Source organism: Polaribacter sp. L3A8, from assembly GCF_009796785.1.
Classification (GTDB): domain Bacteria; phylum Bacteroidota; class Bacteroidia; order Flavobacteriales; family Flavobacteriaceae; genus Polaribacter.
In genome coordinates this window covers 3154427-3181150 of the sequence record NZ_CP047026.1, presented here as the reverse complement: position 1 = coordinate 3181150, position 26724 = coordinate 3154427, and the positions used below count along the sequence as shown (strand labels likewise).

The 26724-nt window shown below is 30.9% G+C and carries 20 protein-coding genes; 10 read left to right on the top strand and 10 right to left on the bottom strand.

The genetic code is table 11. The features are described from left to right. Positions 1–34 precede the first annotated feature (34 nt). From GQR92_RS12970 to GQR92_RS12960, 3 genes are read right to left on the bottom strand one after another with little or no spacing between them, the layout of a single operon-like run. On the bottom strand, positions 35–3520 hold the full coding sequence (locus GQR92_RS12970) for a T9SS type A sorting domain-containing protein (protein ID WP_158840201.1): 3486 nt from the start codon (positions 3518–3520) through the stop codon (positions 35–37). 17 nt (positions 3521–3537) lie between these two features. Continuing rightward, positions 3538–3948 carry a hypothetical protein gene (locus tag GQR92_RS12965; protein WP_158840199.1) on the bottom strand — a complete coding sequence of 137 codons (411 nt, stop codon included), beginning with the start codon at positions 3946–3948 and terminating at the stop codon, positions 3538–3540. 50 nt (positions 3949–3998) lie between these two features. Further along, complete coding sequence (locus GQR92_RS12960; protein ID WP_158840197.1) at positions 3999–5336, bottom strand: deoxyguanosinetriphosphate triphosphohydrolase; 1338 nt, start codon at positions 5334–5336, stop codon at positions 3999–4001. Positions 5337–5516: 180 nt separating this feature from the next. Here GQR92_RS12960 and GQR92_RS12955 point away from each other — a divergent pair, with 180 nt between their 5' ends. From GQR92_RS12955 to GQR92_RS12945, 3 genes are all read left to right on the top strand, one after another. Beyond that, positions 5517–5957 carry an META domain-containing protein gene (locus GQR92_RS12955; protein ID WP_233269857.1) on the top strand — a complete coding sequence of 147 codons (441 nt, stop codon included), beginning with the start codon at positions 5517–5519 and terminating at the stop codon, positions 5955–5957. Between the two features lie 6 nt (positions 5958–5963). Next, positions 5964–7277: a Na+/H+ antiporter NhaA gene (nhaA, locus tag GQR92_RS12950; RefSeq protein ID WP_158840193.1), complete on the top strand. Its 1314-nt coding sequence runs from the start codon at positions 5964–5966 to the stop codon at positions 7275–7277. A gap of 129 nt (positions 7278–7406) precedes the next feature. Then, complete coding sequence (locus GQR92_RS12945) at positions 7407–8312, top strand: IS982 family transposase (RefSeq protein ID WP_158838411.1); 906 nt, start codon at positions 7407–7409, stop codon at positions 8310–8312. 53 nt (positions 8313–8365) lie between these two features. On the opposite strand, the gene GQR92_RS12940 is transcribed toward GQR92_RS12945, so the two are convergent. The 3 genes from GQR92_RS12940 to GQR92_RS12930 all read right to left on the bottom strand — a co-directional run bounded on the left by GQR92_RS12940 (position 8366) and on the right by GQR92_RS12930 (position 12402). Beyond that, complete coding sequence (locus GQR92_RS12940) at positions 8366–9034, bottom strand: SMI1/KNR4 family protein (RefSeq protein ID WP_233269856.1); 669 nt, start codon at positions 9032–9034, stop codon at positions 8366–8368. Positions 9035–9345: 311 nt separating this feature from the next. Then, complete coding sequence (locus GQR92_RS12935) at positions 9346–11124, bottom strand: ribonucleoside-diphosphate reductase subunit alpha (protein ID WP_158840191.1); 1779 nt, start codon at positions 11122–11124, stop codon at positions 9346–9348. A 3-nt stretch (positions 11125–11127) separates the two neighbouring features. Then, positions 11128–12402, bottom strand: coding sequence for a ribonucleotide-diphosphate reductase subunit beta (locus GQR92_RS12930; RefSeq protein ID WP_158840189.1), 1275 nt, complete (start codon positions 12400–12402; stop codon positions 11128–11130). Between the two features lie 401 nt (positions 12403–12803). On the opposite strand from GQR92_RS12930, the gene GQR92_RS12925 reads away from it, so the two are divergent. Both GQR92_RS12925 and GQR92_RS12920 read left to right on the top strand, forming a co-directional pair. Beyond that, positions 12804–12995 (top strand): cold-shock protein, encoded by a 192-nt coding sequence (locus GQR92_RS12925; protein WP_068447358.1) that lies wholly within the window; start codon positions 12804–12806, stop codon positions 12993–12995. An 84-nt stretch (positions 12996–13079) separates the two neighbouring features. Continuing rightward, on the top strand, positions 13080–14108 hold the full coding sequence (locus GQR92_RS12920) for a COX15/CtaA family protein (RefSeq protein WP_158840187.1): 1029 nt from the start codon (positions 13080–13082) through the stop codon (positions 14106–14108). A gap of 815 nt (positions 14109–14923) precedes the next feature. Here the strand turns inward: GQR92_RS12920 and GQR92_RS12915 are convergent. Next, on the bottom strand, positions 14924–15346 hold the full coding sequence (locus GQR92_RS12915) for a molybdenum cofactor biosynthesis protein MoaE (RefSeq protein ID WP_158840185.1): 423 nt from the start codon (positions 15344–15346) through the stop codon (positions 14924–14926). Between the two features lie 137 nt (positions 15347–15483). Here GQR92_RS12915 and GQR92_RS12910 point away from each other — a divergent pair, with 137 nt between their 5' ends. Continuing rightward, on the top strand, positions 15484–15759 hold the full coding sequence (locus tag GQR92_RS12910; protein WP_105049909.1) for a DUF3817 domain-containing protein: 276 nt from the start codon (positions 15484–15486) through the stop codon (positions 15757–15759). A 69-nt stretch (positions 15760–15828) separates the two neighbouring features. On the opposite strand, the gene GQR92_RS12905 is transcribed toward GQR92_RS12910, so the two are convergent. From GQR92_RS12905 to GQR92_RS12895, 3 genes are all read right to left on the bottom strand, one after another. Continuing rightward, positions 15829–16071, bottom strand: coding sequence for a MoaD/ThiS family protein (locus GQR92_RS12905; protein ID WP_158840183.1), 243 nt, complete (start codon positions 16069–16071; stop codon positions 15829–15831). A 13-nt stretch (positions 16072–16084) separates the two neighbouring features. Then, positions 16085–18553 carry a DUF5686 and carboxypeptidase regulatory-like domain-containing protein gene (locus tag GQR92_RS12900; RefSeq protein WP_158840181.1) on the bottom strand — a complete coding sequence of 823 codons (2469 nt, stop codon included), beginning with the start codon at positions 18551–18553 and terminating at the stop codon, positions 16085–16087. A gap of 126 nt (positions 18554–18679) precedes the next feature. After that, positions 18680–19702 (bottom strand): LacI family DNA-binding transcriptional regulator, encoded by a 1023-nt coding sequence (locus tag GQR92_RS12895; RefSeq protein WP_158840178.1) that lies wholly within the window; start codon positions 19700–19702, stop codon positions 18680–18682. A gap of 187 nt (positions 19703–19889) precedes the next feature. On the opposite strand from GQR92_RS12895, the gene GQR92_RS12890 reads away from it, so the two are divergent. The 4 genes from GQR92_RS12890 to GQR92_RS12875 all read left to right on the top strand — a co-directional run bounded on the left by GQR92_RS12890 (position 19890) and on the right by GQR92_RS12875 (position 26704). Then, positions 19890–22523 carry a TonB-dependent receptor gene (locus tag GQR92_RS12890; RefSeq protein ID WP_158840176.1) on the top strand — a complete coding sequence of 878 codons (2634 nt, stop codon included), beginning with the start codon at positions 19890–19892 and terminating at the stop codon, positions 22521–22523. A gap of 98 nt (positions 22524–22621) precedes the next feature. After that, positions 22622–23971 (top strand): MFS transporter, encoded by a 1350-nt coding sequence (locus GQR92_RS12885; protein ID WP_441339130.1) that lies wholly within the window; start codon positions 22622–22624, stop codon positions 23969–23971. Positions 23972–24016: 45 nt separating this feature from the next. Continuing rightward, positions 24017–24955 (top strand): carbohydrate kinase family protein, encoded by a 939-nt coding sequence (locus GQR92_RS12880; protein WP_158840174.1) that lies wholly within the window; start codon positions 24017–24019, stop codon positions 24953–24955. Positions 24956–24967: 12 nt separating this feature from the next. Continuing rightward, positions 24968–26704: a glycosidase gene (locus GQR92_RS12875; protein WP_158840172.1), complete on the top strand. Its 1737-nt coding sequence runs from the start codon at positions 24968–24970 to the stop codon at positions 26702–26704. The last annotated feature ends 20 nt before the right edge of the window (positions 26705–26724 follow it).

Sequence of the window (26724 nt, the reverse complement as noted above, 5' to 3'; positions counted from 1 at the left end):
GCGTCTTTTTTTTATACATTGAAAGTAGAGGAAACTACTCAATTACTATTTTACTTGAAGCTTTTTTATTGTTTTCATCAATAAGATTTACAATATAAACGCCAGCATTTAAACTCACAGAAATTTCTTGTTTATCGTTTGCTGTAAAATCGACCTCTTTAGCATATACTTTTTTACCGTTAAGACTAAAAACAGTCATTTTAGTTTTTCCTAAGGTACTTTTTCCTTGTAAAGTAAAGTCTCCTTTAGAAACCGTAGGATAAATTGCAAATACTTGATTACCGGCTAAAACATCATCAACAGAAGCGGTAGCTGTATTTTTATTTATCGACTGAATAGCCCAACCATAAGAAAATGCCCCTGGATCTGAAACTAAACTAAATTTAAAAACAACCGTATCTCCAATAGCAAAGCCTTTATCTGTTAACACAATGTTTTGTTCTTTAAATAAAGCATCACTTCCCACAGCATCGGTTCCTTTATTAAATTCTGCTAACCATTCTGGAAATCTTCTTGCGTCGTATTTATCTAATGTTTTCCAAGTAATTAAATCGGTAGAAGCTTCAATTAAAACATAATCATAAAACTGAGTTAAGTCTGTTAGATCATCCGTATATGGCTCTACAATGGCAAAATCTTCATACCTAAAATCTTTATTGTCTTCTGATATTGTTAACGGTTGTTTTAATGTTACAGAATACGTTGTTGCGTTATTGTAAGGATGATCTGAGTTGTTTAATACTGAATTAGAAACGTCTCCACCTAAATTATTCACGACAAAATCTGACTTATATGAAAATACATCTGAATCTTGAAATTCTGTAATCACAATGGAAGCAGCTGCAGCATTATAATCAATTACTAAAAATTCTTGGTTATTTATTGGAGTTTCTAAACTATTAGTATCATCAAAAACCTGAATACCTAGTTGATGATACCCTTCTGCCAAATCTATTGTTTCATAAGAATACGTTACGCCTTCAGTAAAATCTTGTATTACCTCTGCTTGCTCTATACCATCTATAAATATTTTAATTCTGTTTACATCATCTGTTGGTACTTTATAACTAACAACAGTTTGTAAACTTTCAATTTCTTTTTGTTGTGTAGAGGCTTGTGCAAACTCTAAGTATCCTGGTAATGTGTACGTGTTTAAATCAGAAATAGTTGCAGACCAAACCCCTCTACCATAAGTTGCAATTACAACTTGATCATTTACTACTTTCATATCATAAACAGCTACTGCTGGTAAATCTGTAATCATACTCCAACTTGTACCTCCATTTTCTGTTTGAAAAAGACCAATATCTGTACCTGCCCAAATAATATCTTTGTTAAAAGGCATTTCTAAAACACTATGAACTGCCACATCTGGAAAACCTGTATTCGAATCTGTTTCAAACCCTGTAATATCACTCCAAGTTGCTCCTAAATCTTCAGTTTTTAGAATTTTAGGCTCCCCTTGATTTGAAAAAAGTGCATAGGCTCTATTTTTTTCGGTATAAGAAGTTGCTATACCAGAAATAAATGCGTTAAGAGAACCATTAGGATTGTTATAACTACCTGCATTGGTAAACGATTGTCCGTTATCTTTAGAAACATGTAACACATAACTACCACTCTCTGTCATTGCAGCTCCAGCCCAAACAATATTTGGATCTGCAACAGATACCTTTACATCTAAAGCACTTGAAGTACTTGGTGCATAATTAGAAACTATAGGTATTAAACTCCAGGTTGCTGCAAAATCTGTAGAACGATAAACCCCATTCCCTGAAATAGAAAAAACAACATCTGGGTTATTATTTGCATTTGTTATTTTTGTATAAAATATTGGTTCTCCTTCTAAACTAGTACTTCCTGCAAAGTCAAAATTAACATATCTACCAATTCTATTATTTTGAGAAGAAACAATAAAATCTCGAGGATTATCATAATGCCAAATAACTTCAAAACCATCTCCACCAAAAACAGCTATATACGATTTCTCTTTGGTTGAATCATCTCCTAACGATATCCAACAACCATTATCTTGTGCACCTACTAAATAATTATCAGCCCCATTTTGTTTGGCTGCACCATAAAACTGCGTACTATTTTTTCCTAAGGCAGAATTAGACCAATCTCCTTCATTTACTCCTGGGTCTAAAGCCGAGTTACTAGAATAAATACCTCCATCGTTTGCTAAAACTATTTGAAAGTTATTGTTTATTCCTTTTATAGCAGTAAGTCCATGCTGATCTACATGAACATCTGTATTTATTTGATTAAGATTACTGTTTTGACCAGTAGCAGCTATCTCTAAAGCAGTAAAAGTATCATCGCTATTTACAGTAACTTTAAAAAGTTCTACTCCTCCAACATAAAAAACATTCTCATCAAAAGGGTGCGTTAAAACAATATTGTCATACCATCCTTGTCCGTCTACTAAATCTAATCTATCTACGATAGCACCAATTGGAGCTGTTAAATTAGTAAAAGTTACTCCAGCATCTCTTGATATATATAAATCTGTATTAGGACTAACAGTACCACCAGAACCAGAATAAGCACAAACAACAACAACTGATGTATTTATTTCTGATACAGCAGTTTCAAATCTTCTATGATTTTCGTTAAAATCTGCACGATCAAAAACAATGTTCCATGTAACACCTCCATCTGTACTTTTTACCAAACCTAAAGAGCTTACAGAACCATATTGAATATTAAAATTAGTAGGATCTGCATCTAAATCTTGTACAGTAGAAGAACCATCAATTGGAAAACTATACGTTTTTTCCCAAGAAGTACCACCGTCTGTAGTTCTATAAATACCCTCGGTGGTACCGATTAAAACATTCATATCATCTAAAGGATTTATAATGATTCTCCCTACATCACCAAAACCTGTAGTTGCAACTAAACTTTGCCAAGTAACACCACCATCTATTGTTTTATAGACTCCAGAACCACCAATTGCGCCTAAATTACCAAAAGGCTCACCTGTACCTACATATAATACATTAGAGTTTGTTTGACTAATTACAATGGTAGAAGTTGCTAGGTTTGGTATGTTAAAATCGGTTAGTACAGACCAAGTTACTCCTGCATCTTCCGTTAACCAAACACCACCACCAACACTACCTATAAACCATCTATTAGCATTATTAGGATCTACAGCAATACCTCTAGCTCTTCCAGGAACATTATTAGGACCTCTTTCTTGAAAAACAGGAGAAATAGCGCTAGCACTACCTTTTTTAAATGCTTTTTGTTTTGCTTTATTATATTCTTCTATAAGGTATCCCTTTTTATAAGTAGAATTTTCTTCGTCGATTCGTTTTCTTATCTGTTTTTGATAATCGGCAATCTTTTCGATTCCTTTTTTATGAACACCTTGAGGCTTTTTTGCTTTCTTTAATTGCCTAAAATTATTTTTTATAACAATTTCTTTTTCCTTTTCTTTTGGTTGACACCCAACAAGAAGGATGGTTGATAAAAATATAGAAGCAACAATTGATAAATACTTTTTTTTCATTTTCATAGCTTTTTAGGTTAGTCAATTTTTATAGTAATATATCTCTTTTTTGTCGGTGTGTTTTCTCCTATAATTAGATCATTTTCTTTTTCTATTATACCAACATAAGGTGTACCTTTTAAAGAACTCTCATCTAACCATTCCATTTTTTCGCCCGTAAAAACACCTTTTTTTAACTCCTTTTTGGTTTTTACATCAATTACTTGATAATTGAAAGTAACTACAGGACTATTACCCTCTACATAATTTAAAATCAGTAATTTAGATTTATTTTTATTATAAATTTCCTTAACAATTTTATGGCTCTCAAAAGTTATAATCTCATCATTGTTTTTGCTGTTGTTTTTATTCACTTGATTTGATTTACAGAAGAAAAATAAACTAGAAATTAGCATTAAAAATAATAATTGTACAATTTTGTTTAACATAGTATCTCTTTATTTAATGACAAGTTTATTAATCTTCTTATAAATGGAATTTAAATAGTATTCCCAGTTATTTTTTTATGCATTCTAATAGCATAACCATCAGACATTCTAGAAACATAACTACAAACCTGCATTATTCTATGATACAAGTTATTGGTTTCTGTTTGATATTCTTTTGGTAATAGGTTTAACACCAAACTATCAAAGTTAGATGGGTTTCCTTCAAATTTATTATTTAATGCCGATACAAAAACATCTAACAAATCGGCAATAATTCTATAACCAGCCACCTCTTTTTCTATAACTTCTGTGCTTTTATAAATTTTATCAATACTTAATTTAATAATGTCGTTAATTTGTGCCTCATACTTACACTTCTCTAACAAAGACTTCTCAAACGTTCCGTTTAAAATAGCTTCTTCATTTGCCAAGAAAATAGTTACAGCTTCATTAATTAAAACACCAATTGCCAAAGCTCTTAAGTAACTTATTCTGTCGGTTTTATGTTGTAAAGAATGATATTTTTTAATATCAATAGTATCTTTTACCAACTTAATCATATACTCTAAAGCAAATTCTTCTTCAATTAAGCCTAGGTTAATTCCGTCTTCAAAATCTATAATTGTATAACAAATATCATCTGCCGCTTCTACTAAATATGCTAATGGATGTCTATAAAAAGAGACTGCTGAGGCAGTTTTTTGCTTCATTCCTAAATCTTCCACCACTTCTAAAAACTCGTTCTTTTCAGACTGAAAAAACCCATATTTTTTATCTACAATATGATTTGTTGGTTTTTTAGGAAGACTTTCTTTAGGATATTTTAAAAAAGCACCTAACGTTGCATAACTTAAACGCAAACCACCAGAAATACCCTCTCTAGATTCTGTTAAAATTTTAAATCCGTTTGCATTTCCTTCAAAATCTATTAAATCTTGATATTCTATAGCTGTTAATTCTGCTTTATATTTTGCACCTTTTCCGGTTTTAAAATACTCTCCAATGGCTTTTTCTCCAGAATGCCCAAAAGGCGGATTTCCAATATCGTGCATTAAAGAAGCAGTACCTACAATGGCACCAAAATCGTTAAAAGTGTATCCTAAATTAGATAAATTAGGATGGCGTTCTAACAACACCTTTCCTACTCTTCTCCCTAAGGTTCTACCAACCACAGAGACTTCTAAACTGTGTGTTAAACGAGTATGTACAAAGTCGGTTTTAGATAACGGAATTACCTGTGTTTTGTCTTGTAAGCTTCTAAATGCGGAGGAGAATATAATTCTATCAAAATCTACATCAAAACCCAAACGAGTTTCGTCTTGTGCTATTCTATCGCGTTTTTGTGTATCTCCAAAGCGTTTTAAAGAAAGGAGTTGTTCCCAGTTCATTATGTATGAATTATAAAGTTTGATGTGTAAAAGTACAAACTATTATTTTGGGTTGATAAAAGCAAATGAAAAACAATACAAACCCCTTTTTAGCCTTTAAATTTTATGAAGATTTTAATATTTTTTAATTTACTATGTTGCCAACTAAAAGTATATTTAATTTTTTACAAAAAAATATTTATGAAAGTTAAACTGATCGTAATCAATCTAATACTAATAACCGTAATGAGTTGTAGTTCTGTACAGAAAAAAAACAATGATTCTTTTGATACTGCTATCACAGGAAAATACTGGAAACTAAAAACCTTAGAAGGGAAAGAAGTAAAAGTGGACAAAAACCAAGAACGTGAAATTTCTATCACCTTAAAAACTCAAGATAATAGACTAACAGGTTTTGCGGGTTGTAATTCCGTTTCTGGAGAATTTACCCTAGAAGAGGGTAACCGAATTAAATTTAGCAAATTAGTATCTACTAGAATGTTTTGCCCTAACACAGATGAACCTGCATTTTTAAAGGTTTTAAACTTAGCCGATAATTACACTGTAAAAGACGATGTATTATCTTTAAATGTGGGCAGAAGAGCTCCTTTAGCAATTTTTGAAGCTGTTTATTTTAATTAAAATTCTATGATAAAAAAAGTATTTCTTACACCGTTTCAAAAGTTCATGAAAATTGAAGGTTTTAGCGGAATTCTATTATTATTAAGTACCATAATTGCCTTAATTTGGGCAAACTCTAGCTTTAGCGATAGTTACACCGCTCTTTTAGACTATAAAATTGGTGTGACAGGAGAAAATTTTGAATTAAAAAAACCACTTATATTATGGATTAACGATGGTTTAATGGCTATTTTCTTCTTTTTAATTGGTTTAGAAATTAAAAGAGAAGTGTTAATTGGCGAGTTAAATTCAATTAAAAAAATAGCATTTCCATTATTTGGTGCCATTGGAGGCGTAATTGCTCCTGTTGCCTTATTTATGCTTTTAAACCAAAACCCAGATACCTTTAAAGGTTGGGGAATACCAATGGCCACAGATATTGCTTTTTCTTTGGCTGTATTAAATTCTCTAGGAAAAAGAGTGCCTTTAAGTTTAAAAATATTTTTAATAGCCTTTGCAATTGTAGATGATATTGAAGCTGTTTTAGTGATTGCCATTTTTTATAGTGGCGCAATTAAAACCACCTTATTGTTTATTGGTTTAGGTTTATTAGCTGTTTTATACTTTTTGTCTTACAAAGGGTATTACTTTAAATTTATTATGTTTTTTACCGGAATAGTCGTTTGGGTATTGTTCTTAAAATCTGGAGTTCACCCAACAGTAGCAGGTATTTTGTTAGCTTTTTCTGTACCAATAAGACAGAAAATAGAAACCGCCACATTTTTATCTCAATTAGAGAATATTTACAATGATATTAAAAATGCAACGGTATTAAAAAAACCTATTTTGTCTAATGAACAAGTAGGTCATATGGATGAATTAGAAGATTGGAGCCACAAGTTTCAATCTCCATTACAGCATTTAGAACATAGTTTACATGGTTGGGTGGCCTATTTTATCATTCCTATTTTTGCATTGGCAAACGCGGGTGTTTTAATAGATAGTTCTGTAGGTATAGAAGTGCCGTTGGTTATAAATATTATACTTTGTTTGGTTTTAGGTAAAGGATTAGGAATCCCTTTCATTGTATTACTTGCAGAGAAATTAAACCTAGTACAGATTCCATCTGATGTTAGTGTGAAACAAATTTTTGGAGTTTCCTTTATTGCAGGTATTGGTTTTACAATGGCAATTTTTATTGCTAGTTTGGCCTTTACCTCATCTCCAGAATACATTAGTTCTGCAAAAATAGGAATTCTTTTAGGTTCGCTTATTTCTGCCGTAATTGGGTACTTTATTTTAAGGGCGAGTACCAAACCAGAAGTTATTACTGAGGGATAAATCTCTTATAGAAAAAGTTTATAAATAACGTGAGTTCGATGTAAGAAATTTTAATTAAACCTATAAAAAAAGCAGAATATTTAGTATATTAAAGTACTGAATTCTAATATATTAATAAATATCCTGCTTATGATTTCTGATAGTAAAATTATAGAAATTTTCTGTTCTTTAGATGATTTTATGAAAGAATTTAACTTAATTCTTAATAAAAACAGCATTTCTGATGGTTCAACAACTAAAAAACGTAATAGAAAGTTCAAAATGTCTGATAGTGAAGTGATGACCATACTTGTTATATTTCACCTAAAGTCTTACCGAAACCTTAAACACTTTTACTTAAACCATATTTGTAAATACAGACAAGATCTGTTTCCAGATTGTGTTTCTTATAATAGATTTGTAGAACTTCAAAAAAAGGTTACACAACCTTTAGCCGTTTTTATGAAAATGTATTGTTTAGGCGATTGCACAGGTATCTCTTTTATTGATTCTACTCCTTTAAAAGTATGTCACTATAAAAGAGAAAAACAACATAAAGTATTTAAAGATATTGCCAAAAAAAGCTATGGAACTATGGGGTGGTATTTTGGATTTAAACTACATATTGTCTGCAATGACAAAGGAGAAATTATTGATTTTATGTTCACTCCAGCCAATGTAGATGACAGATTCCCTCTCAAACAAAAGAAGTTTCACGACAAATTATTTGGAAAAATTTTTGGAGACAAAGGATATATTGGGAAAGATTTATTTGAAAGACTTTTTGTAGACGGAATTCATTTAATAACTAAAGTTCGAAAAAACATGAAAAAGAAAGCAATGGACTATATGGATAAAGTTATCCTAAGAAAAAGAGCAATCATCGAAACAGTAAATGATGTACTAAAAAACACTTGCCAAATTGAACATTCTAGACATAGATCTTTTGATAATTTCATAACAAATATGATCTCTGGATTAATTGCATATTCTTTTTTACCTAAAAAACCTTCTATAAAAATCCCGAATATGTTACCGAATATTGCGATTGATTAGCTCGAACTCACGTTAAATAAAAAAAGAGAAGCCGTAAAGCTTCTCTTTTTTTATTAACCTAAACCTAATGTTTCTTCTAGATCTAACTCCCTAATAACTTCAACTCCTTCTTTTGTTAGGATGTTTAACCATTCTGTAAAGTTGAGAACTTTATAATGAAGTTTATTATCCATATAATACGCTAATTCCCATTCTCCATTAGTATCTTTTTCTGAAGTTAACCAACACCAAGCACCTCCATTAGAATCTTCTGTCATTAGACATAATAAACTATTTACTTTTAACAGTTTTCCTCCATCTAATTCAATTGTCTCTGAGAAATCGTTTCTATAATTTGATAACCAAGAAAAATTTTGAATACTATCTATATACTGGCTAAAAACCCAATTACCTCCATCACCAAAGTGTTTTAGAAAAATTTTGTAAGATGTTGGTAAATCTAATTGTAGTTTATTTTCTATTGCTTTTATTTCTTCATCATTTAATTTTTTTCCAACCCCATCATGCACATCAAAATTTTCTAATAAATTAAAGATAGCACTTGAAATTGGATGTTGAAAATCTTTTGAATTTCTAAATTTTTCTATATTTTTAGCTTGGTTAACTTTTGCCAACATTCGCTTTCTTGTTGTGTTAGATTGGTCTTTATTCTTCTTAACCAATAAAGAAACTCCAAAAGAAACGATTCCTAAAGCTATAAAGAGTATTGTTTTTGTTGTCAAAACTTTACATTTTTATAGGTTGAAAAGTACAAAAAAAGCCGTCTAGAAAGTAAAAAAATGTCAACCTGAATTTATTTCAGGTTCTTATAACGTTTTAATATTACTCAGTTGAGATACTGAAACAAGTTCAGCATTGAAAGTTGACTGCATTCTCTAAAAGCTTTTAAATAGGTTTAGCCCAGATTGAACGGTCTGTTTGAGCTCTTTTTTGCCATTTTTTTTGGCAAAAAAAGCGAGTAGTGAAAGCTGGAAATAGCTACAAAAAAAAAGAGAAGCCTTTCGACTTCTCTTATCTTTATTTATACTACTAATTACCCTTCGCAACTAGCACATTCTTTCTTTTGTTTAAACTTCTGTGCAGCATTCATACTGTGTTGGTAATACATAGATTTTACACCTAATTTCCAAGCATTAATATATACTGAATTCACTTCTTTAATTGGCATATCTGGATGCACCATAATATTAATAGATTGTCCTTGATCTATATGGTTTTGTCTATTTGCCGCTTGATATACAATTACATTTTGATCTATTTCTGAATACGTTTTAAAAACGTCTTTCTCGTGTTCTGTTAAAATACTTAAATGCTGAACTGAACCATCGTTATCTCTAATACTTTTCCAAACATCAGATGTGTTTTGTCCTTTAGCTTCTAAAAGTTGTTCTAAAACAGGATTCTTAATTGTTGTTTTAATTTTTGCAATATCTTTTACATAAATATTAGACCAAATTGGCTCTATACCTTGTGATACTTGTCCTAATATAAATGCTGATGAAGTAGTTGGAGCAACTGCATTTAACGTTGCATTACGTCTACCATATCCTTTTAATACTTCTGGTTCTCCATACAATTTTGCCATTTCTTCTGATGCTTTGTATGATTTTTCTTTAATTACTTTAAAGATTTCACTGTTTAAAGCATACGCCTCTGCACTATCAAACCCTAACATTTTAGATTGTAATAAAGAATGCCATCCTAAAGCACCTAAACCTAATGCTCTATTTTCTTTTGCAAATTTATAGGCTTTCTCCATAAAACGAAACGTAAACTGATCGTCTCTATCTGCAGAATCTCTATATACTTCTAATTTATTGATAAATTCTTGCATTACTGCATCTAAGAAATATGCTAATGTTTCTACAGCATCTGTATCTTTCCACTCATCATAATGTACTAAGTTAATAGATGATAAACAGCAAACAAAAGACCAATCTTCATTAGATGGTAACATGATTTCTGTACAAAGGTTACTTGCATAAATTTCGTGGTTTTTGTCTTTATAAACATCTACCGTTCCGTTATTTGCATTGTCTCTAAAAAGTATGTAAGGGTATCCTATTTCTCCTCTTCTTTGTAAAACTTTTGCCCAAAGACCTCTTTTTTCTACATCTCCATCAATCATTTCTTGCATCCATTGGTCACTTACTGTAACTCCATGCGTTAATTCTTGAATTGGATTTCCTTCTGTACCTATTTCTAAAAATTCTTTAATATCTTGATGATCTATTGGTAAATATGGAGAAAAACGACCTCTCCTTACAGAACCTTGACTTACAACATCAACCATTTTTTCGAACAATTGCATAATGTGAACCGATCCTGACGAAGAACCGTTATTTTTAACATCTGCACCTCTTTCTCGCAACTTACCAAAGTAACCAGACGTTCCTCCACCAAGTTTAGACATCATACCAACTTCTGATTGTGAGAATAAAATATCCCCCATATCATCTGCCACATGACTTCCAAAACAGCTAATAGGTAAACCTCTTTTCTTACCAAAGTTAGACCATACTGGCGATGCTAAAGAATAATAGCCAGCAGCCATGTATTTGTAAAACTTATCAGAAAAACCTTTAATTTTTAAAAGACCCTCTGCATTATCTGCTATTTCACGGATTCTTTCTTCTGGAGTAGTATCTCCCGTTAAATAACCAGACTGTAAAAATTTACGGCTATTTTCTGTTAGCCATGTAATTTCTGGTTCTTTGTTATCTTTAAGCATTTCTTTCCTAGCGGCGTTTCTTGCTTGAATTAATTTTTCGTGTTCGGTTAAGTCTGCTGTTGCTGTTTCGTTCAAGTTCATAATTTAAAATAGGTCGTCGCTAGTTATACTTTTAGTTCTTTTACTGTAATTGATAGATCTTTTTACAAAGAAATCTCCGTGTTTGGTTCCAATAATTTCATCATCAAACCAATCTGTTTCAGATAATAATACTTGGTCTACATCAAATATTTTTGATATACCAATACTCTCTAAAGAATTATTAAATCTATTTTTAATAAATTCTTTTATTACGTCTTTAGGTAGAAAATCTAATTCTCCTTTTTCAAAAATCCAGTCTATTAATTTACTTTCAGAAAGAAATGCTTCTTTACAAGTTTCTTGAACCAATAAATTATGCTCCTCACTAAACCATTCTGGGTTTTCTTCTTTTATAATCTTAATAAGATCGATACCAAAATCTCCATGAATTTGCTCTTCTTTAGAAGTAGCTTCTACCACATTAGAAATTCCTTTTAAAACATTTTTATGCTTGTTAAAAGCCATAATAATCAAAAACTGAGAAAATAAAGATACATGCTCTATAAATAGAGAGAATAAAATTATCGATTCAGAAAACTCTTGATTGTCTTCACTGTTTACATTTTTTAACGCGCCTTCTAAGTAACTAACACGTTTCATAATTACAGGCTTCTTCTTTAAGTTTTTAAACTCATTGTTTAACCCTAAGATCTCTAATAAATGAGAATATGCATCGTGATGTCGTACTTCACTTTCTGCAAACGTTGCACCAACAGAACCAATTTCTGGCTTCGGCATTTTTTTATAAATGTCTCCCCAAAAAGTTTTAACGGCTACTTCTATTTGAGAAATTGCCAACATGGTATTTTTAATAGCATTTTGTTCTAAACTGGTAAGAGTTGCTTTAAAATCTTGTATATCGCTCGTGTAATTAAATTCTGTATGTATCCAATAAGAGTGTCTAATAGCATCTACATATTCTCCTAATGCAGGATAATCGTAAGGCTTTAAGTTTATTCTTTTCTCAAAAATATTAGGCTTTCTACTTCTTGTTTGTTCATCTCTATATAAAATATACGCCTTTGCCACATCATGAAAAGGGCTGTCCATTAATTTATACTCTACAATGTCTTGAACCTGCTCTACTGTAGGCATATAATCTGGCTCATTTAACCTTCTCTCTAATAAAGTACCGTGTACAATATTAGAAATTGCAATAGCATCATTTCTAGAGCCATTATTTACAGTAAGCATTGCTTTTTCAATAGCATTAATAATTTTCTCTAACTCAAAAGTGGTTGTTTCAGAGTCTCTTTTTATAATGTGCGTAATCTCCACAGTAAATTGGTGTTATTTGAAGGTTAATTTGATGTTAAGAACAAGTCTTACAAAGATTGGTTTTTTTGTTCCGAAATGAAAGTTATAGTTATTCACAAATCCCTTGAAGTTTTTAACAATAATCGTTTTTTTATCAACTTCCAATAAAAAGAACGCTTTTTCAATTAAATGAAAATCAATATTTTAAAACACAAAAAACAGCTAAGTAACTGCTACTGTTGACATTCTTAAAACACCTCTAGAAAAGAAATTTTATTACATTTTTATGCATCAAATTTTCTTTTTTAAAACACCTCTTTTTTATAAAAAAAAGGAAAAATGTTATTTAAAACAGCAATTATGTAAAACCAATTAATATAATCTTATATTTGCAGTATTATTAACATTTATATTATATTATTTTGAAAAAAGGAACAGTAAAATTCTTCAACGAATCTAAAGGATTTGGATTTGTAACAGAAGATGATTCAAACACAGAGTACTTTGTACATGTATCAGGATTAATTGACGAAATTAGAGAAGGTGACGCAGTAGAGTTCGACCTTAAAGAAGGTAGAAAAGGTTTAAATGCAGTAGACGTTAGAGTTCTATAATTTTAAATTTTTTGAAAAGAACAAGTCGCTTAATTTTTTAAGCGGCTTTTTTTTGTCTTATTTTTGCAGAAATAATATTCTTTTATGAAAAGTAGATTTCCAAAAACCGTACAAATTGCTATCATATCTGTCTACTTAATTTTTTTAGCAGGTGCTGTTGTTAGAATGACTGGTTCTGGAATGGGCTGTCCCGATTGGCCTAAATGTTTTGGCTATTATATTCCGCCAACCGCAGAAGAACAAATTACTTGGAAACCAAATACTGAGTTTAAAAAAGGTTTTATTATTATTAAAGATGAAGCACTATTTGTAGCAGAACACACTCTTAAAACTACAGATAAATTTAATAAGAGTAATTGGGCAAACTACACAAAACACGATTACGCTAAATTTAATAAATACCACTCTTGGACAGAGTACATTAACAGATTATCTTCTGTTTTAGCTGGTTTTGTCTTCTTATTTTTAATTTACGGAGCAACAAAATTCTGGAAAACAGACAAAAGGATTCCTATACTTGCTTATACTGCATTTTTTCTAATGCTTGTAGAAGCTTGGTTAGGAAAAACTGTGGTAGACACCAATTTAAAACCAACAATTATTACCATTCACATGGTGATTGGTTTAATTATTATTGCTCTTTTATTACAATTAAAATTTATTTCTTCGGATAAAAAAAAGACCTACACTTACAATTCGCTCTTTAGTAAATTGCTAATTGTATCTGCAGTTTTTTCTTTGATACAAATTGCAATGGGTACCCAAGTAAGACAATTTATAGACGAACAAGTAAAACTTTATGGCTTCGAAAACAAAGATTATAGTTTGATGAATCCTAGTTTTAAATTCTATTTTCACAGATCTTTTACAATTGCAATTGTCTTAGTAAATTTGGGTTTATTTTACCTAAATCAAGCAAAAGACCTAGGCTACAGGCTTGTAAACTGGATAGTGGGTTTAATTTTCTTAGAAACCATTACAGGTATTTTAATGTATTATGCAGAATTTCCTTTAGGCACACAAGCAACACACTTATTGGCAGGTGCAGTTTTATTTGGGTTGCAGTATTACTTATGGGTTCAGAGTAGGAAGGCAGTAAGCAGTAAGCAGTAAGCAGTAAGCAGTAAGCAGTAAGCAGTAAGCAGTAAGCAGTAAGCAGTAAGCAGTAAGCAGTAAGCAGTAAGCAGTAAGCAGTAAGCAGTAAGCAGTAAGCAGTAAGCAGTAAGCAGTAAGCAGTAAGCAGTAAGCAGTAAGCAGTAAGCAAGTTAAAATACTTCCACAAGCACAGTCTTACAATCATTAAAAGTTATCAACTATAAACAAACAAAAATTAAAAAAACTAAAAGTCATTCCCCGATAGCGCAAGCGTCTCGCTCGTGCAAATACCAATAACATGCAGAGTAATTTACACGAACTTATTCTACAATGTTGTAAGAAAAGATACGAGCGAGACGCTCGCACTAGCATTTGGTAAAAATATTTCCACAAGCACAGTCTTACAATCATTAAAAGTTATCAACTATAAACAAACAAAAATTAAAAAAACTAAAAGTCATTCCCCGATAGCGCGAGCGTCTCGCTCGTGCAAATACCAATAACATGCAGAGTAATTTACACGAACTTATTCTACAATGTTGTAAGAAAAGATACGAGCGAGACGCTCGCAACAGCATTAGGTGAAAACATTTCCACAAACACAGTCTTACAATCATTAAAAGTTATCAACTATAAACAAACACAAATTAAAAAAACTAAAAGTAATTCCCCGATAGCGCGAGCGTCCCGCTCGTGCAAACACCAATAACATGCGGCGTAATTTCCACGAACTTATCCTACAATGTTGTAAGAAAAGATACGAGCGAGACGCTCGCAACAGCATTGGGTAAAATTTTTGACTGCAAACTGAATACTGAGAACCGCTAACTAATTCACGGATGTGCATTTACCCAAACCTCACCATCTGCAAAGTATTCTTTTTTCCAAATAGGTACCGTTTCTTTTAAAGTGTCAATTGCAAACTCACAAGCCTCAAAAGCGGCTTTTCTATGTTTAGAAGAAGTAGTTATAATTACAGGAATTTCACCAACCTGCAACATTCCTTCTGCATGATGAATGGCTATTTTTTTAATATCGAATTTCTCTAAAGCCAAATCTGCAATTTTTTGCATTTCTTTAATTGCCATTGGTTTGTAGGTAGAAAAATCTAACTGCAACACCTCTTTTCCTTGTGTATCATTTCTAACTGTACCTACAAATGCAGAAATTCCGCCACAAGCATCATCTTCTACAAAATTGTAACATTCTTGTAAATCTAATTTTTCTGATGTAATTTTTATTGAAGTTCTTTCCATTCATCAACAAAAATAGGAAAACAAAATTGTATTTTCGCAAAAATAAACGAAACGTCATTACGAGGAGTTTCGCACGAAGTAATCTCTTAATTTAAATAGATTGCTTCACTTTATACGCAATGATTAATACCTATAAAATGAAAAACATCTTTAGACTTGTAAGTATCTTAGAAGGAATTTCTTACTTATTATTGTTATTTATAGCAACACCAATTAAGTATATTCAAGGTGATGCAACTTATGTAAAAATGTTAGGAATGCCTCATGGAATCCTTTTTATGTTATATGTAGTTTTAGCTATTGTAATTAAAAAAGAAATGAATTGGAGTAACAAAACTTTAGGAATTGTTTTAGTTGCCTCTGTAATTCCTTTTGGAACTTTTTATATTGATAAAAAATATTGTCAAAAATAAGTATCTCTATTTTTTCAGAAAATCATACAAGCTTGTTTCTTCCCTTCGGGGGATAAAAAACAAGCTTTTTTACCCTCCGCTAACTGGCGGAATCACAGCAATTACATCGCCTTCTTTTAAGGCTAACTCATCTGCCGCATAACTTTCATTAACGGCAATAGCATAAGAATTGATATTTTTTAACTGCGGATATTCTTTCTTCAAAAAATTCTTAAAACCTACAACTGTTAAAGCATCAGTAATTTCTAAATCTAAATTTGAAGCACCTACTAAATCTGTTGTAATCCCAAAAAAAAGTATTTGAATTTTCATCTTTCAAAAATAATTAAAACATACTCAATCGAAACAACAAACCGTTACTTTTAATTCCTGCATGAAAAGATTTTACATAATCAACCCTTAAAAAACGCCATTTACCAAAACCAATGTTATCTAAACCTACAGAATATTCTGTATACGGTTTTTTATCGGCCATAATTAACGTTTTTGCTCCACCCACTAAGTGAAAATTCAATTTATTTAGCAACGGAATTTTACCTAAAATTGCCCCTTTAAAATTATGTTCTATATGCGCTTCTGCATACCTATCATTTGTATAAAATTTATAATACTCTAACAACCCAAAACTATTTAACTCACCATCTAAAGGAAATAGCAAACGATTTCCATTAGCTTGCAACAAATCCATAAAAGGAATATTTTTCTTTTCTAAAAACACACCTCCTTTTAAATTATACACAAACTTCCCGTAATTTCCTGCATCAATATCTTGCCTCACATTAATACGAAACAAATCTGAATTCAACTCAGAGTTAGCCGCTTCAAACTTTTTAGTATACGTAACACTAACGGTTGGAAACTTAGGATTACCAATATTAAATTTACTATCAGGATAAGACAAATACTTTTGCCCAAAAACAAAAGTTCCTTTTACATTTAAAGTCGCCATTTTATGCGTTGTAAATGCTGCATTTTCAAAATCGTTTCTATCTAAAGGATTATTAGATTTATAGCCTCCATTATTATCTTTCGAAGCAAACGAATAATCTGTAGTATTAAATAAAGGCTTTCTATTTGCGTATTCTAAAGATGATGAAAGATAAACCCCATTTTTAATTTCTTCTGAATAAGAAATTTTAGCAAACTCTTTTTCATAAATTTTTAAATAATTTAACCTTCTTAGTAGCGAGCTAATAGTATTATTTAATTTCATGATAGGATTTCTATCATTAAACTGGGCAGTTGTAACTCCTCCAGAAATAGTCATTCTTGGTCTCGAAATATCATTCCATTTTTTAGTAAAAAAGAAGGTTGGTCTTAAGCGTTTATCAGATAAACCATAATTAGCTTTTACACCTGCATTCCACCATTTTCCTTTATGATTTTGCTCTTTAAAAAAACTAATACCTAAAGAGGTGTTAAAACCTTGCACGGTATTAAAGCTAAAATCATCTATTAAACCATCATAAGATACAGACCATTTTTTATAAGAATTTCGATGGGTATATCCCATTATTGGCGACAATACATTAAACTTATTTTGTTTTTTATCTACAGAATCTAAATATTTTTTAGATTTCCGAACAAGTTTTAAACTGTCTTTAAATTTATAATCTGATGTTTCTTCTAACGTTAACGGAACCGGTCTTAAAGCATTCCAATACACCGTATCTTTTTCTGTTGCTTCTTTTTCAAAGGATAAAACTTCGTTGGTAAAAGTATCTTTATGATACCTAGGATTAAAATTATAATCGGAATATCCGGAAGAAAAGCGTCCATCTAACTTAAAACCAAAACCATCTACTTTAAAATCGATACTCTGACTAATTAAAACCCAAGCATCATTTTCTGAAGAATGATTATAGTTCTGTTTTAGATACAAAACATCTACAATAGGGATGTTTACTTGCGCCCCCGTTACCGAAACATCGGCACCATACAAAGCCCAATCATCTTCTACAATATATAAATAACCATTAAAAACTCGGTCATTTTTTCTTTTCGGGATGATTTTTATTTTGTTGATTAGTTTTCCGCTTTTTTCATAAAAAGTGCCTTCTAATTGATATTTGTAATAACTAAAAGCATTGGTAGAAATTGGCGAAATTAAATCGTTACCAAAAGTTACACTGTTATTATAAAAATTGATATTGGCATCTTCTGCCCTATTAAAGCTAATTCCGTTATCTTCTCCACTAACTTTAGAGGCAATAATTTTTTCTTTAAACTTTTTAGGTTTTTTCTGAAAATGGATTTCAGAAACAGTTTCCGAAAGATAAATAATTCCGCTTCTTGTAGAATCTAATCCACCTCCAAAATCGCCCAAATTCTGACCTAAAAACTTTTCTGGTGCATCCTTTATTTTATACAAGCCACGAGAATAAAATTTAGCCGTATACTTTGCGTACTTATCAGTATTTTTCTCTTTACTTGCAATTACATTTTTAATAATTCTATTTGCAGGATTGTCTTTTGTAGAAATAGAAAACTCCGCTAATTGTACATCTTCTTCTTCTAATTGAATATTTAATTCAAAAGGAAAAGCAGTAATATTCACTTTCTTTTTTACGGTTTTATACCCCAAAATTTGAAAAACAATTGTTTGCTTTCCTTTTTTAGTAACATTTAAAACATACTCTCCACTATCATTAGAAGTTGTGCCTGTTACCGTTTTATTTAAATAAATACTTACAAATGATAAAGGGTTGTTTTTGATATCGGTAATCCTTCCTTTTACTTGAGATAGAGCAGTTAAAGAGGTAAAAAAAATGAGTAAAAAAGTAAAATATTTCATAACGTAATTTTGGTTGATAAATACAAACATAAACTTTATGCTAAATCTAACCACTTAAATTTTGTTAAACAAGGCCTAATAATTTCTTAATTTTAAATTTTAGGAACACAAAAACAACCTTAAAAGTTATTTTTTAGTAGATTCTCTAATCACTAAATCGGTATCTAAAACAACTTCTTTATAACTAATATTTTTATTCATTTTTCTGTCTTTTATTTCTTTATATAATATTTTAAAAGATTTTTTACCCATTTCAAAACCAGGTTGATTAATCGTTGTTAAAGATGGTGAAATTACAGAAGACATAAACCAATTACTAAAACCAACAATACTAATATCTTCTGGCACTTTAACGCCCAATTTAGCAAACTCCGTCATGGCACCAATTGCCACTAAATCTGTATTTATAAAAATACCATCCACATCTTTATGGTCTTTTAATAATTGTCTTGCATTTTCTTTTCCTTCCTCAAAACTCATATCTCCACACTCATTAACGTATACTAAAGAAGGGTCGTACTCTAAATTATTATCTAATAAAGCTTTTTTATAACCAAGAAATCTATCGATAGAATTTTGAGGCAACAAAGCTCCTCTAAAATGAGCAATTCGTTTACAACCAATATCAATTAAATGTTTCGTTGCTACATAAGCTGCCTTTCGATCATCAATAATAACTTTAGAACACTTTACCACTTTGGCAATTTTATCAAACATTACTAAAGGGGTTTCCTGTTCAATAATTTCTGTTAGATGTTTAAAATCTCCTGTTCCGTTCGCTAAAGAAATTAAAATTCCGTCTACTCTTTTACTAAGTAATAAATCTATTTGCTTTTTTTCTAACTCATAAGATTCATCAGACTGAAGAATAATTACCAAATACCCTTTTTTTTCTGCTTGAGAAATAATTCCTTTAATAACACTAGAAAAAAAGTGATGTACAATTACAGGAATAATTAAACCTATAATTTTAGATTCTTTAGTTCTTAAATTAACGGCAAAAGAATTTGGTTTATAGTTTAATAAAGAAGCGGTTTCTCTCACCAACTTTCTGGTTTTTTTACTTACATCCGGATAATCTTTTAATGCTTTTGAAACCGTGGTTATAGAAATACCTAATTGTTCTGCAATTTGTTTGAGTGTTACCAAAGTATAATTGTTTAATTTTAAAGCAAATATATGTTTTATTACCCTATAAATATAGTAAATTACCTTAATCGAAAACGTTTTCGGTAAATCGAAAACGTTTTCGATTTAAGATTTCCGTAAAATACCATGACTCTATTTTAGTTTTACATAAAATAATGATTAACTAATTATTAAATTCACAATCAAAATGAAAAAACTAATACAATTAAAAAGACTAGTTTTAATAACGTTGATATTCACAGGCTCAACTTTATTAGCACAATCTACCATTTCTGGTTCTGTAAAAGACCAAAACGGAGAATTGATACCTGGGGTAAACATTATTCTTAAAGGAACAACTTTAGGAACCACATCTGATTTTGACGGAAACTATGAAATTAAAAATGTAGAAAACGGCACTTACAACCTAACTGCATCTTACATTGGTTTTGATAACTTTACAAAAGAAGTTACCGTAAACTCATCTAAAATAACTTTAAACATTGTTGTTAAAGAAAATGCACAATCTTTAGATGAAATTATTGTTACAGGAGTTGTAAACCCTAAATCTAAAATAGAATCTAGTGTTTCTATTTCTACAATTAGCACTAAACAAATAGAACAATCGTCACCTAGAACTACAGGTGAAATTTTTAAAAACATTCCTGGTATTCGTGCAGAATCTTCTGCAGGGGAAGGAAACTCAAATTTTAATGTACGTGGTGTACCTGTTTCTTCTGGTGGTTCTAGATATTTACAATTACAAGAAGATGGTTTGCCTTTAAATTTATTTGGAGATACTTCTTTTGGTAATTCAGATAACTGGTTAAGAGCAGATAAAAACATTGCAAGAGTAGAAGCTATTAGAGGTGGTTCTGCATCTACACAAACATCTAATGGTCCTGCCGGAATTATTAACTTAATTAGCAAAACAGGAAGTACAGAAGGTGGTACTGTCTCTACAACCGTAGGTTTGGATTATAGCTCAAATAGAGTAGATTTTGAATACGGAACACCTTTAGAAAATGGTTTATCTTATCATATTGGTGGTTTTATGAGAACAGGAGAAGGACCTAGAACTACTGGATTTAATGCAAATAAAGGTGGTCAAATTAAAGCAAACATTACAAAAAGATTTAAATCTGGTTACATTAGAACTTATTTAAAATTTTTAAATGATAAAACAGCAATGTATATGCCAATGCCAATGTTATTACAAGGAACTGATGCTAACCCAACGTATGCAAATTTACCTGGTTTTGATATTACAACAGATGGTTTACAATCTAAATATTTGCAAGAAAGTTCTGGTCCAACAAGTAGTGATAGAAATAGAGCTTCTAGAGATGTTAGAGACGGAAACAATGCTATTTCTAAATCTGTAGGCGTAGAGTTTTCTTTTGATTTAGGCGATGGATGGAAAGTTAGAAACAATGGTAGAATTGCATTAAATAACGGTGCATTTATTGCTCCTTTCTCTGCAGGATTCGGAGAAACAAATAGTTTTGTTGCAGGTTTACCAATACCGCAACCAGCAACTTTAAGTTATGCAGATAATGGTGCCGCTTACAATCCTGCTAATGGATTAATTCAAAACATACACGTTTTTGACACTACCATAGATGATTTAAGTAATGTAATGAATGATTTAAAAGTAAGTAAAAAAATTACAGACAATGTAGCTGTAACTGCTGGTTACTTTACTGCAACTCAAAACACAAAAATATCTTGGCAATGGAACTCTTTCTTACAAGAAGTTAAAGGAGGCGGAGATGCAAGATTAGTAAATGTAGATGGTTTATCTAGAGGCGGTCAATATGCTTACGGAACCCCGGTTTGGGGCAACTGTTGTCAACGTAAATACAACACACAACACACAGTAAACTCACCTTATGTTGGTATAGATGCAGATTTAAATGATAAATTAAACTTTAGCGGAAGTGTACGTTTCGAAAACGTAAAAGTAGACGGTACAATTGCTAGTGGACCAGAAACAGGAGCGTCTGATGTAAATAATAATAACATTATTGAACCAATTGAAATGGCAGTACCAATTGTACAACCAAATCAAAATCAAATTGTTTCTGATGAATATAGCTTTACGTCTTATTCTGCAGGTTTAAATTATAAAATGAATGATGATGCAGCCGTATTTGGTAGATATAGTTTAGGTGCTTCTGGTAGAGCTTCTGATAGAAATAGCTACAACACAGATGGTACAGCAGATGTACAATACGACCAGGTTTCGCAACTAGAAATTGGATATAAAAAACGTTTTAATAACGGAACCTTAAATGTAACTGGTTTTTCTTCTGTTACAGATGAAGCTGCAGGTTTCGAACTTCAAAATACAGTAGGTAGCAAATATATAGCAACAGGTTTAGAAGTAGAAAGTGCATTTGCTTTTGGTGATTTATCAATAAATGGATCTGCAACATATACAAATGCTAAAATTAAAGAAGATAGAGGTGGTAATGGAGCTAATGACGGAAACAAACCTAGAAGACAAGCTGATTTACTATACAGCATTGCTCCTACCTATGCTTTTGGTTTAGAAAAGCAACATTTATTAGGCTTTACAGTATTAGGTACAACAGAATCTTACGCTACAGATGCAAATGATTTAGTACAACCTGGTTACGCATACATTAATTTTTTAGGAAGAGTAGGTCTTACAGAAGGTTTATCTTTATCTTTAAATATAAATAACCTTTTTGATACCGTTGGTATTACAGAAGTTGAAGGTCAGGATGGAGTTGCAATAAACGGTACAGATCGTTATGTTAGAGCAAGGTCTATTACAGGTCGCTCATCATCTTTAACTTTACAATATAGTTTTTAAGTTTGAGTGTTATTATTAAGTGAATTTTGAATGAAGGAATAGAGCCAATAATATTCCCTATTGGCTCTTTCTTATTCTAATTATTTAAAAAAACTATTATGTTAAAAAAACCCAATTTAAGTTTCTGGCAAATATTTAATATGAATGTAGGGTTCTTAGGAATTCAATTTAGTTTCGGTTTACAGCAAACAGCCGTTAACCCAATCTTTTCATTCTTAGGCGCTCATCATGAAGATTTACCATTATTAAATTTAGCAGGTCCCGTTACAGGTTTAATTATTCAACCTATAATCGGAGCTATTTCAGATAAAACATGGTCTCCTCGTTGGGGAAGAAGAAAGCCGTTTTTCCTTATTGGTGCTTTAATAGGTAGTTTATGTTTATTTGCTTTTCCATACAGTCCATCATTATGGTTTGCTGTGGGTTTACTATGGATTTTAGATGTTGGAAACAACATGGCCATGGAGCCTTATCGTGCTTTTGTTGGTGATAAATTACCAAACAAACAATTAAGTTTTGGGTACCAAATGCAAAGTTTATTTGTTGGCGCTGGTATTGTTTTAGCAAATGCCTCTATTTTTCTTTTTCAAGATTGGTTTGGCACAAAAGAAACCACAAGTGCAGCAGCAACTTCTATACCTCAATGGCTGTATTATTCCTTTTTTATAGGAGCAATACTATCTATTGCAACCATTCTTTGGTCAGTATTAAAAACCTCAGAAATACCACCATCAAATAAAGAATTAGAAGAAATTAAAAAACACAATGCACTACCACTTTCAGAAAGAATAAGAACCCCTTTTACAGAAATAGTTCAAGCAATAAAAGACATGCCTAAATTTATGTGGAAATTATCTGCAGTATATTTATTTCAGTGGTATGCACTGTTTATTTATTGGCAATTTATTTCTCCAATGTTTGAAGAAAGTATGGGCTTTAACAAGTCTGAAGCTTTAAGTCAGGCTGCAAAAATGAATACAACATACAACATTTCTACAATTGTTTTTGCTTTGGCACTTGTTCCTTTAGCTTTAAAATGGGGTGGAAAAAAAGTATATGTGTTAAGTTTGTTCTTAACAGGTATTGCTATGATTAGCATTCCTTACATTCATGATCCTATGCTAGTTATTTTGCCTATGATTTTATTTGGTATCGGATGGGCAGCAATGATGGGAATTCCATATTCTATGGTTTCTAAAATTGTTCCTCAAGAAAGACGTGGAGTGTATATGGGCATTTTAAATATGATGATTGTGATTCCTATGGGGATACAAACAATAACATTTGGACCCATCGTAAAAAACATTCTAAATAATAGTGCTGTAAACGCAATTCTATTAGGAGGTGTTCTTTTTGTTATTGCTGGTATTTTTGCATTGCGTCTTAAAGAGCCAAAAACAAATAGTGACAATGAAATTGCAGCAACCGCAACTATTTCTGCTAAATAATTCTAGAACTTCTTAGATTAAAAAGCTCTAATTAAAATTAAAAAATTGAAAAACACAAATAAAAATATAGACATATTATGTGTTGGTGAAATCCTTATCGATTTCATTGGTCACCAATCTGGTGTACTTATAAACAACACAAGAGATTACCATCGATATTTGGGTGGTTCACCTACTAATGTTGCCATGAATTCTGCTAGATTAGGATTAAAATCTGTTATGATATCATCCGTTGGAGATGATGGCTTTGGTGAATACATTTTTAAAAGACTTGCTGAAGAAGGTGTAAATACACGCCATATTAAAAAAATTGACAAGAGACCTACAAGTGTCATTTTTGTATCAAAATCAGAAGGTACTCCAGATTTTATTCCCTTTCGTGAAGCAGATTATCATATTACAGAAGAGCAGATATCTACAGAAATGTTGACTAAAACCAATATATATCATACAACTTGTTTTGCATTAAGTAGAGAGCCTGCACAAACAACCATCTTAAAAAAAGCAGAAGAAGCTTATAATTTAGGCTGTAAATTAAGTATAGATATAAATTATGCTAAAAAATTATGGAGTAGTCAAGAACAAGCTTTAAGCGTAATAAAAGCATACTGTAAGTTTAATCCATTAATAAAAATTAGTGAAGATGATATGCTTCGCTTGTTTGAAAAAGAGTTGCCACACCAAGAGATTTTTGATTTTTTTCATAACCTAGGTGTAGAAACAGTTTGTTTAACACTAGGCAGTAACGGTGTTAAATTGTCGCAATCTGGTAAAGAAATTATTCAGTTACCAGCCATTAAAGTAGAACGAGTAATGGACACCACAGGCGCAGGAGATGCTTTTTGGTCTGGTTTCTTATTTGCTTACATTAAAGAAAAACCAATACAAGACTGTTTACAGGTTGCTTTAAAATTAGCCGCTTTAAAACTTCAAAACGTTGGCAGACTGCCAGATAACATTAATATTTTATCTAAACTTTTATAGCAATTACAACTTATGCAAAAAGAAAACAATATAATTTATAACGGAGTAATGCTGAATGCTTACCCAGATAGTATTGGTAAAAAATTAAGCGACACTATTTCTATGCTTAAAACACCAGAATTTAAAGATGTTTTTTCGTTATTCTATGTGTTACCTACCTTTTTTAATAGCGATTTAGATAGAGGGTTTTCTGTTATAGACTATAATTTAAATATAGATTTAGTTTCTAAAGAAGATTTAAAATCTTTAGAAGAGCTAAACATAATGCTAAAGTTTGATATTGTTCTAAATCATTTATCTGTTAATTCTCCACAATTTAAAGATATTTTAGAAAATGGTGAACAATCAAAATTTAAAGACTTTTTTATCAACTGGAATACTTTTTGGCAAGAAAACGGAACCAAAAATAAAGAAGGAGTTATAATACCTAAAGAAGAATTTCTTAATAAATTATTTATGAGAAAATCTGGACTTCCAATTTTACAAGTTCCTTTCCCAGACGGCACAGAAAAACCGTATTGGAACACTTTTTACCAAGAAATTAAATATAATAAAATCAATAGTAAAGATCTAGAATATAGTATTTCTGTAAATTCTCAAGAAGCTGAATTAGTTTGTAAACAAGTTAATTTAGCTATTGAAAATAAAATGAACATTAATGATCTTGATTTAGGAGATTACAATAAATACAAGAAAGAAATAAACCTTTTAGTAGAAAAAAACAGATCCTTTTTAGGTCAAATGGATGTAAATGCTAAATCTGAATTAGTTTGGGATTTTTATGAAGAAACTTTAGCTAAAGTAAAAAGTTTTGGTTGCAAAATTTTACGTTTAGATGCTTTTTCTTATCTAAATAAAGAAGTTGGGCAAACTAATTTTTTTAACAAACCAGGTACTTGGACCTATTTAGATCGTATTAATGAAATTGCTAAAAAGAATGATCTAATTATTTTACCAGAAATTCATGCAGAATATGGTTTAAATTTACATGATGAGGTTGCTAAAGAAGGTTATCAAATTTACGATTTTTTCTTACCAGGATTAATGATTCACACACTAGAGACTTCTAATGCTAAAGCTCTTTTAACTTGGGCTAAAGAAATTATTAGTAAAGGTTATAAAACCGTAAATATGTTAGGTTGCCATGACGGAATTCCTGTTTTAGATTTAAAAGGGAAAGAAATTAACGGAACCTACAATAAAGGTTTATTAAAGGACGCTGAAATAGAATCGATTATGAATACTATTTTAAAACGTGGCGGTAGAGTAAAAAACCTATACGACCCTGCCGGAAATAAAATTTCGTACTACCAAGTTAATGCAACCTTTTTTAGTGCATTGGGAGAAAATGAACAAAAACTATTATTAGCAAGAGCCATTCAAATGTTTATGCCAGGTATTCCCCAAGTATGGTACCTAGATATTTTTGCAGGTAAAAATAATTATGCAGCCGCAGATAAAGGCGGAAGCGGCGGACACAAAGAAATTAATAGAACAACCTTATCAAATAAAGACATAGAACAAGGCCTTAAAACAGAAATTGTTTTAAATCAGCTAAAAATAATGCGACTAAGAAATACTTCTAAAGCATTTCAAGGAACAATAAATATCAATGAAAATCCTGAAAATGAATTAGATGTAACTTGGTCAAATAAAAACGATTTTGCAGAACTAAAAGCAAATCTTAAAACATATTCTTTTTCAATTACCTATTCAGAAAAAAATATCACAAAAACATTATCATACTAAAAGACTAATGAATAAACATT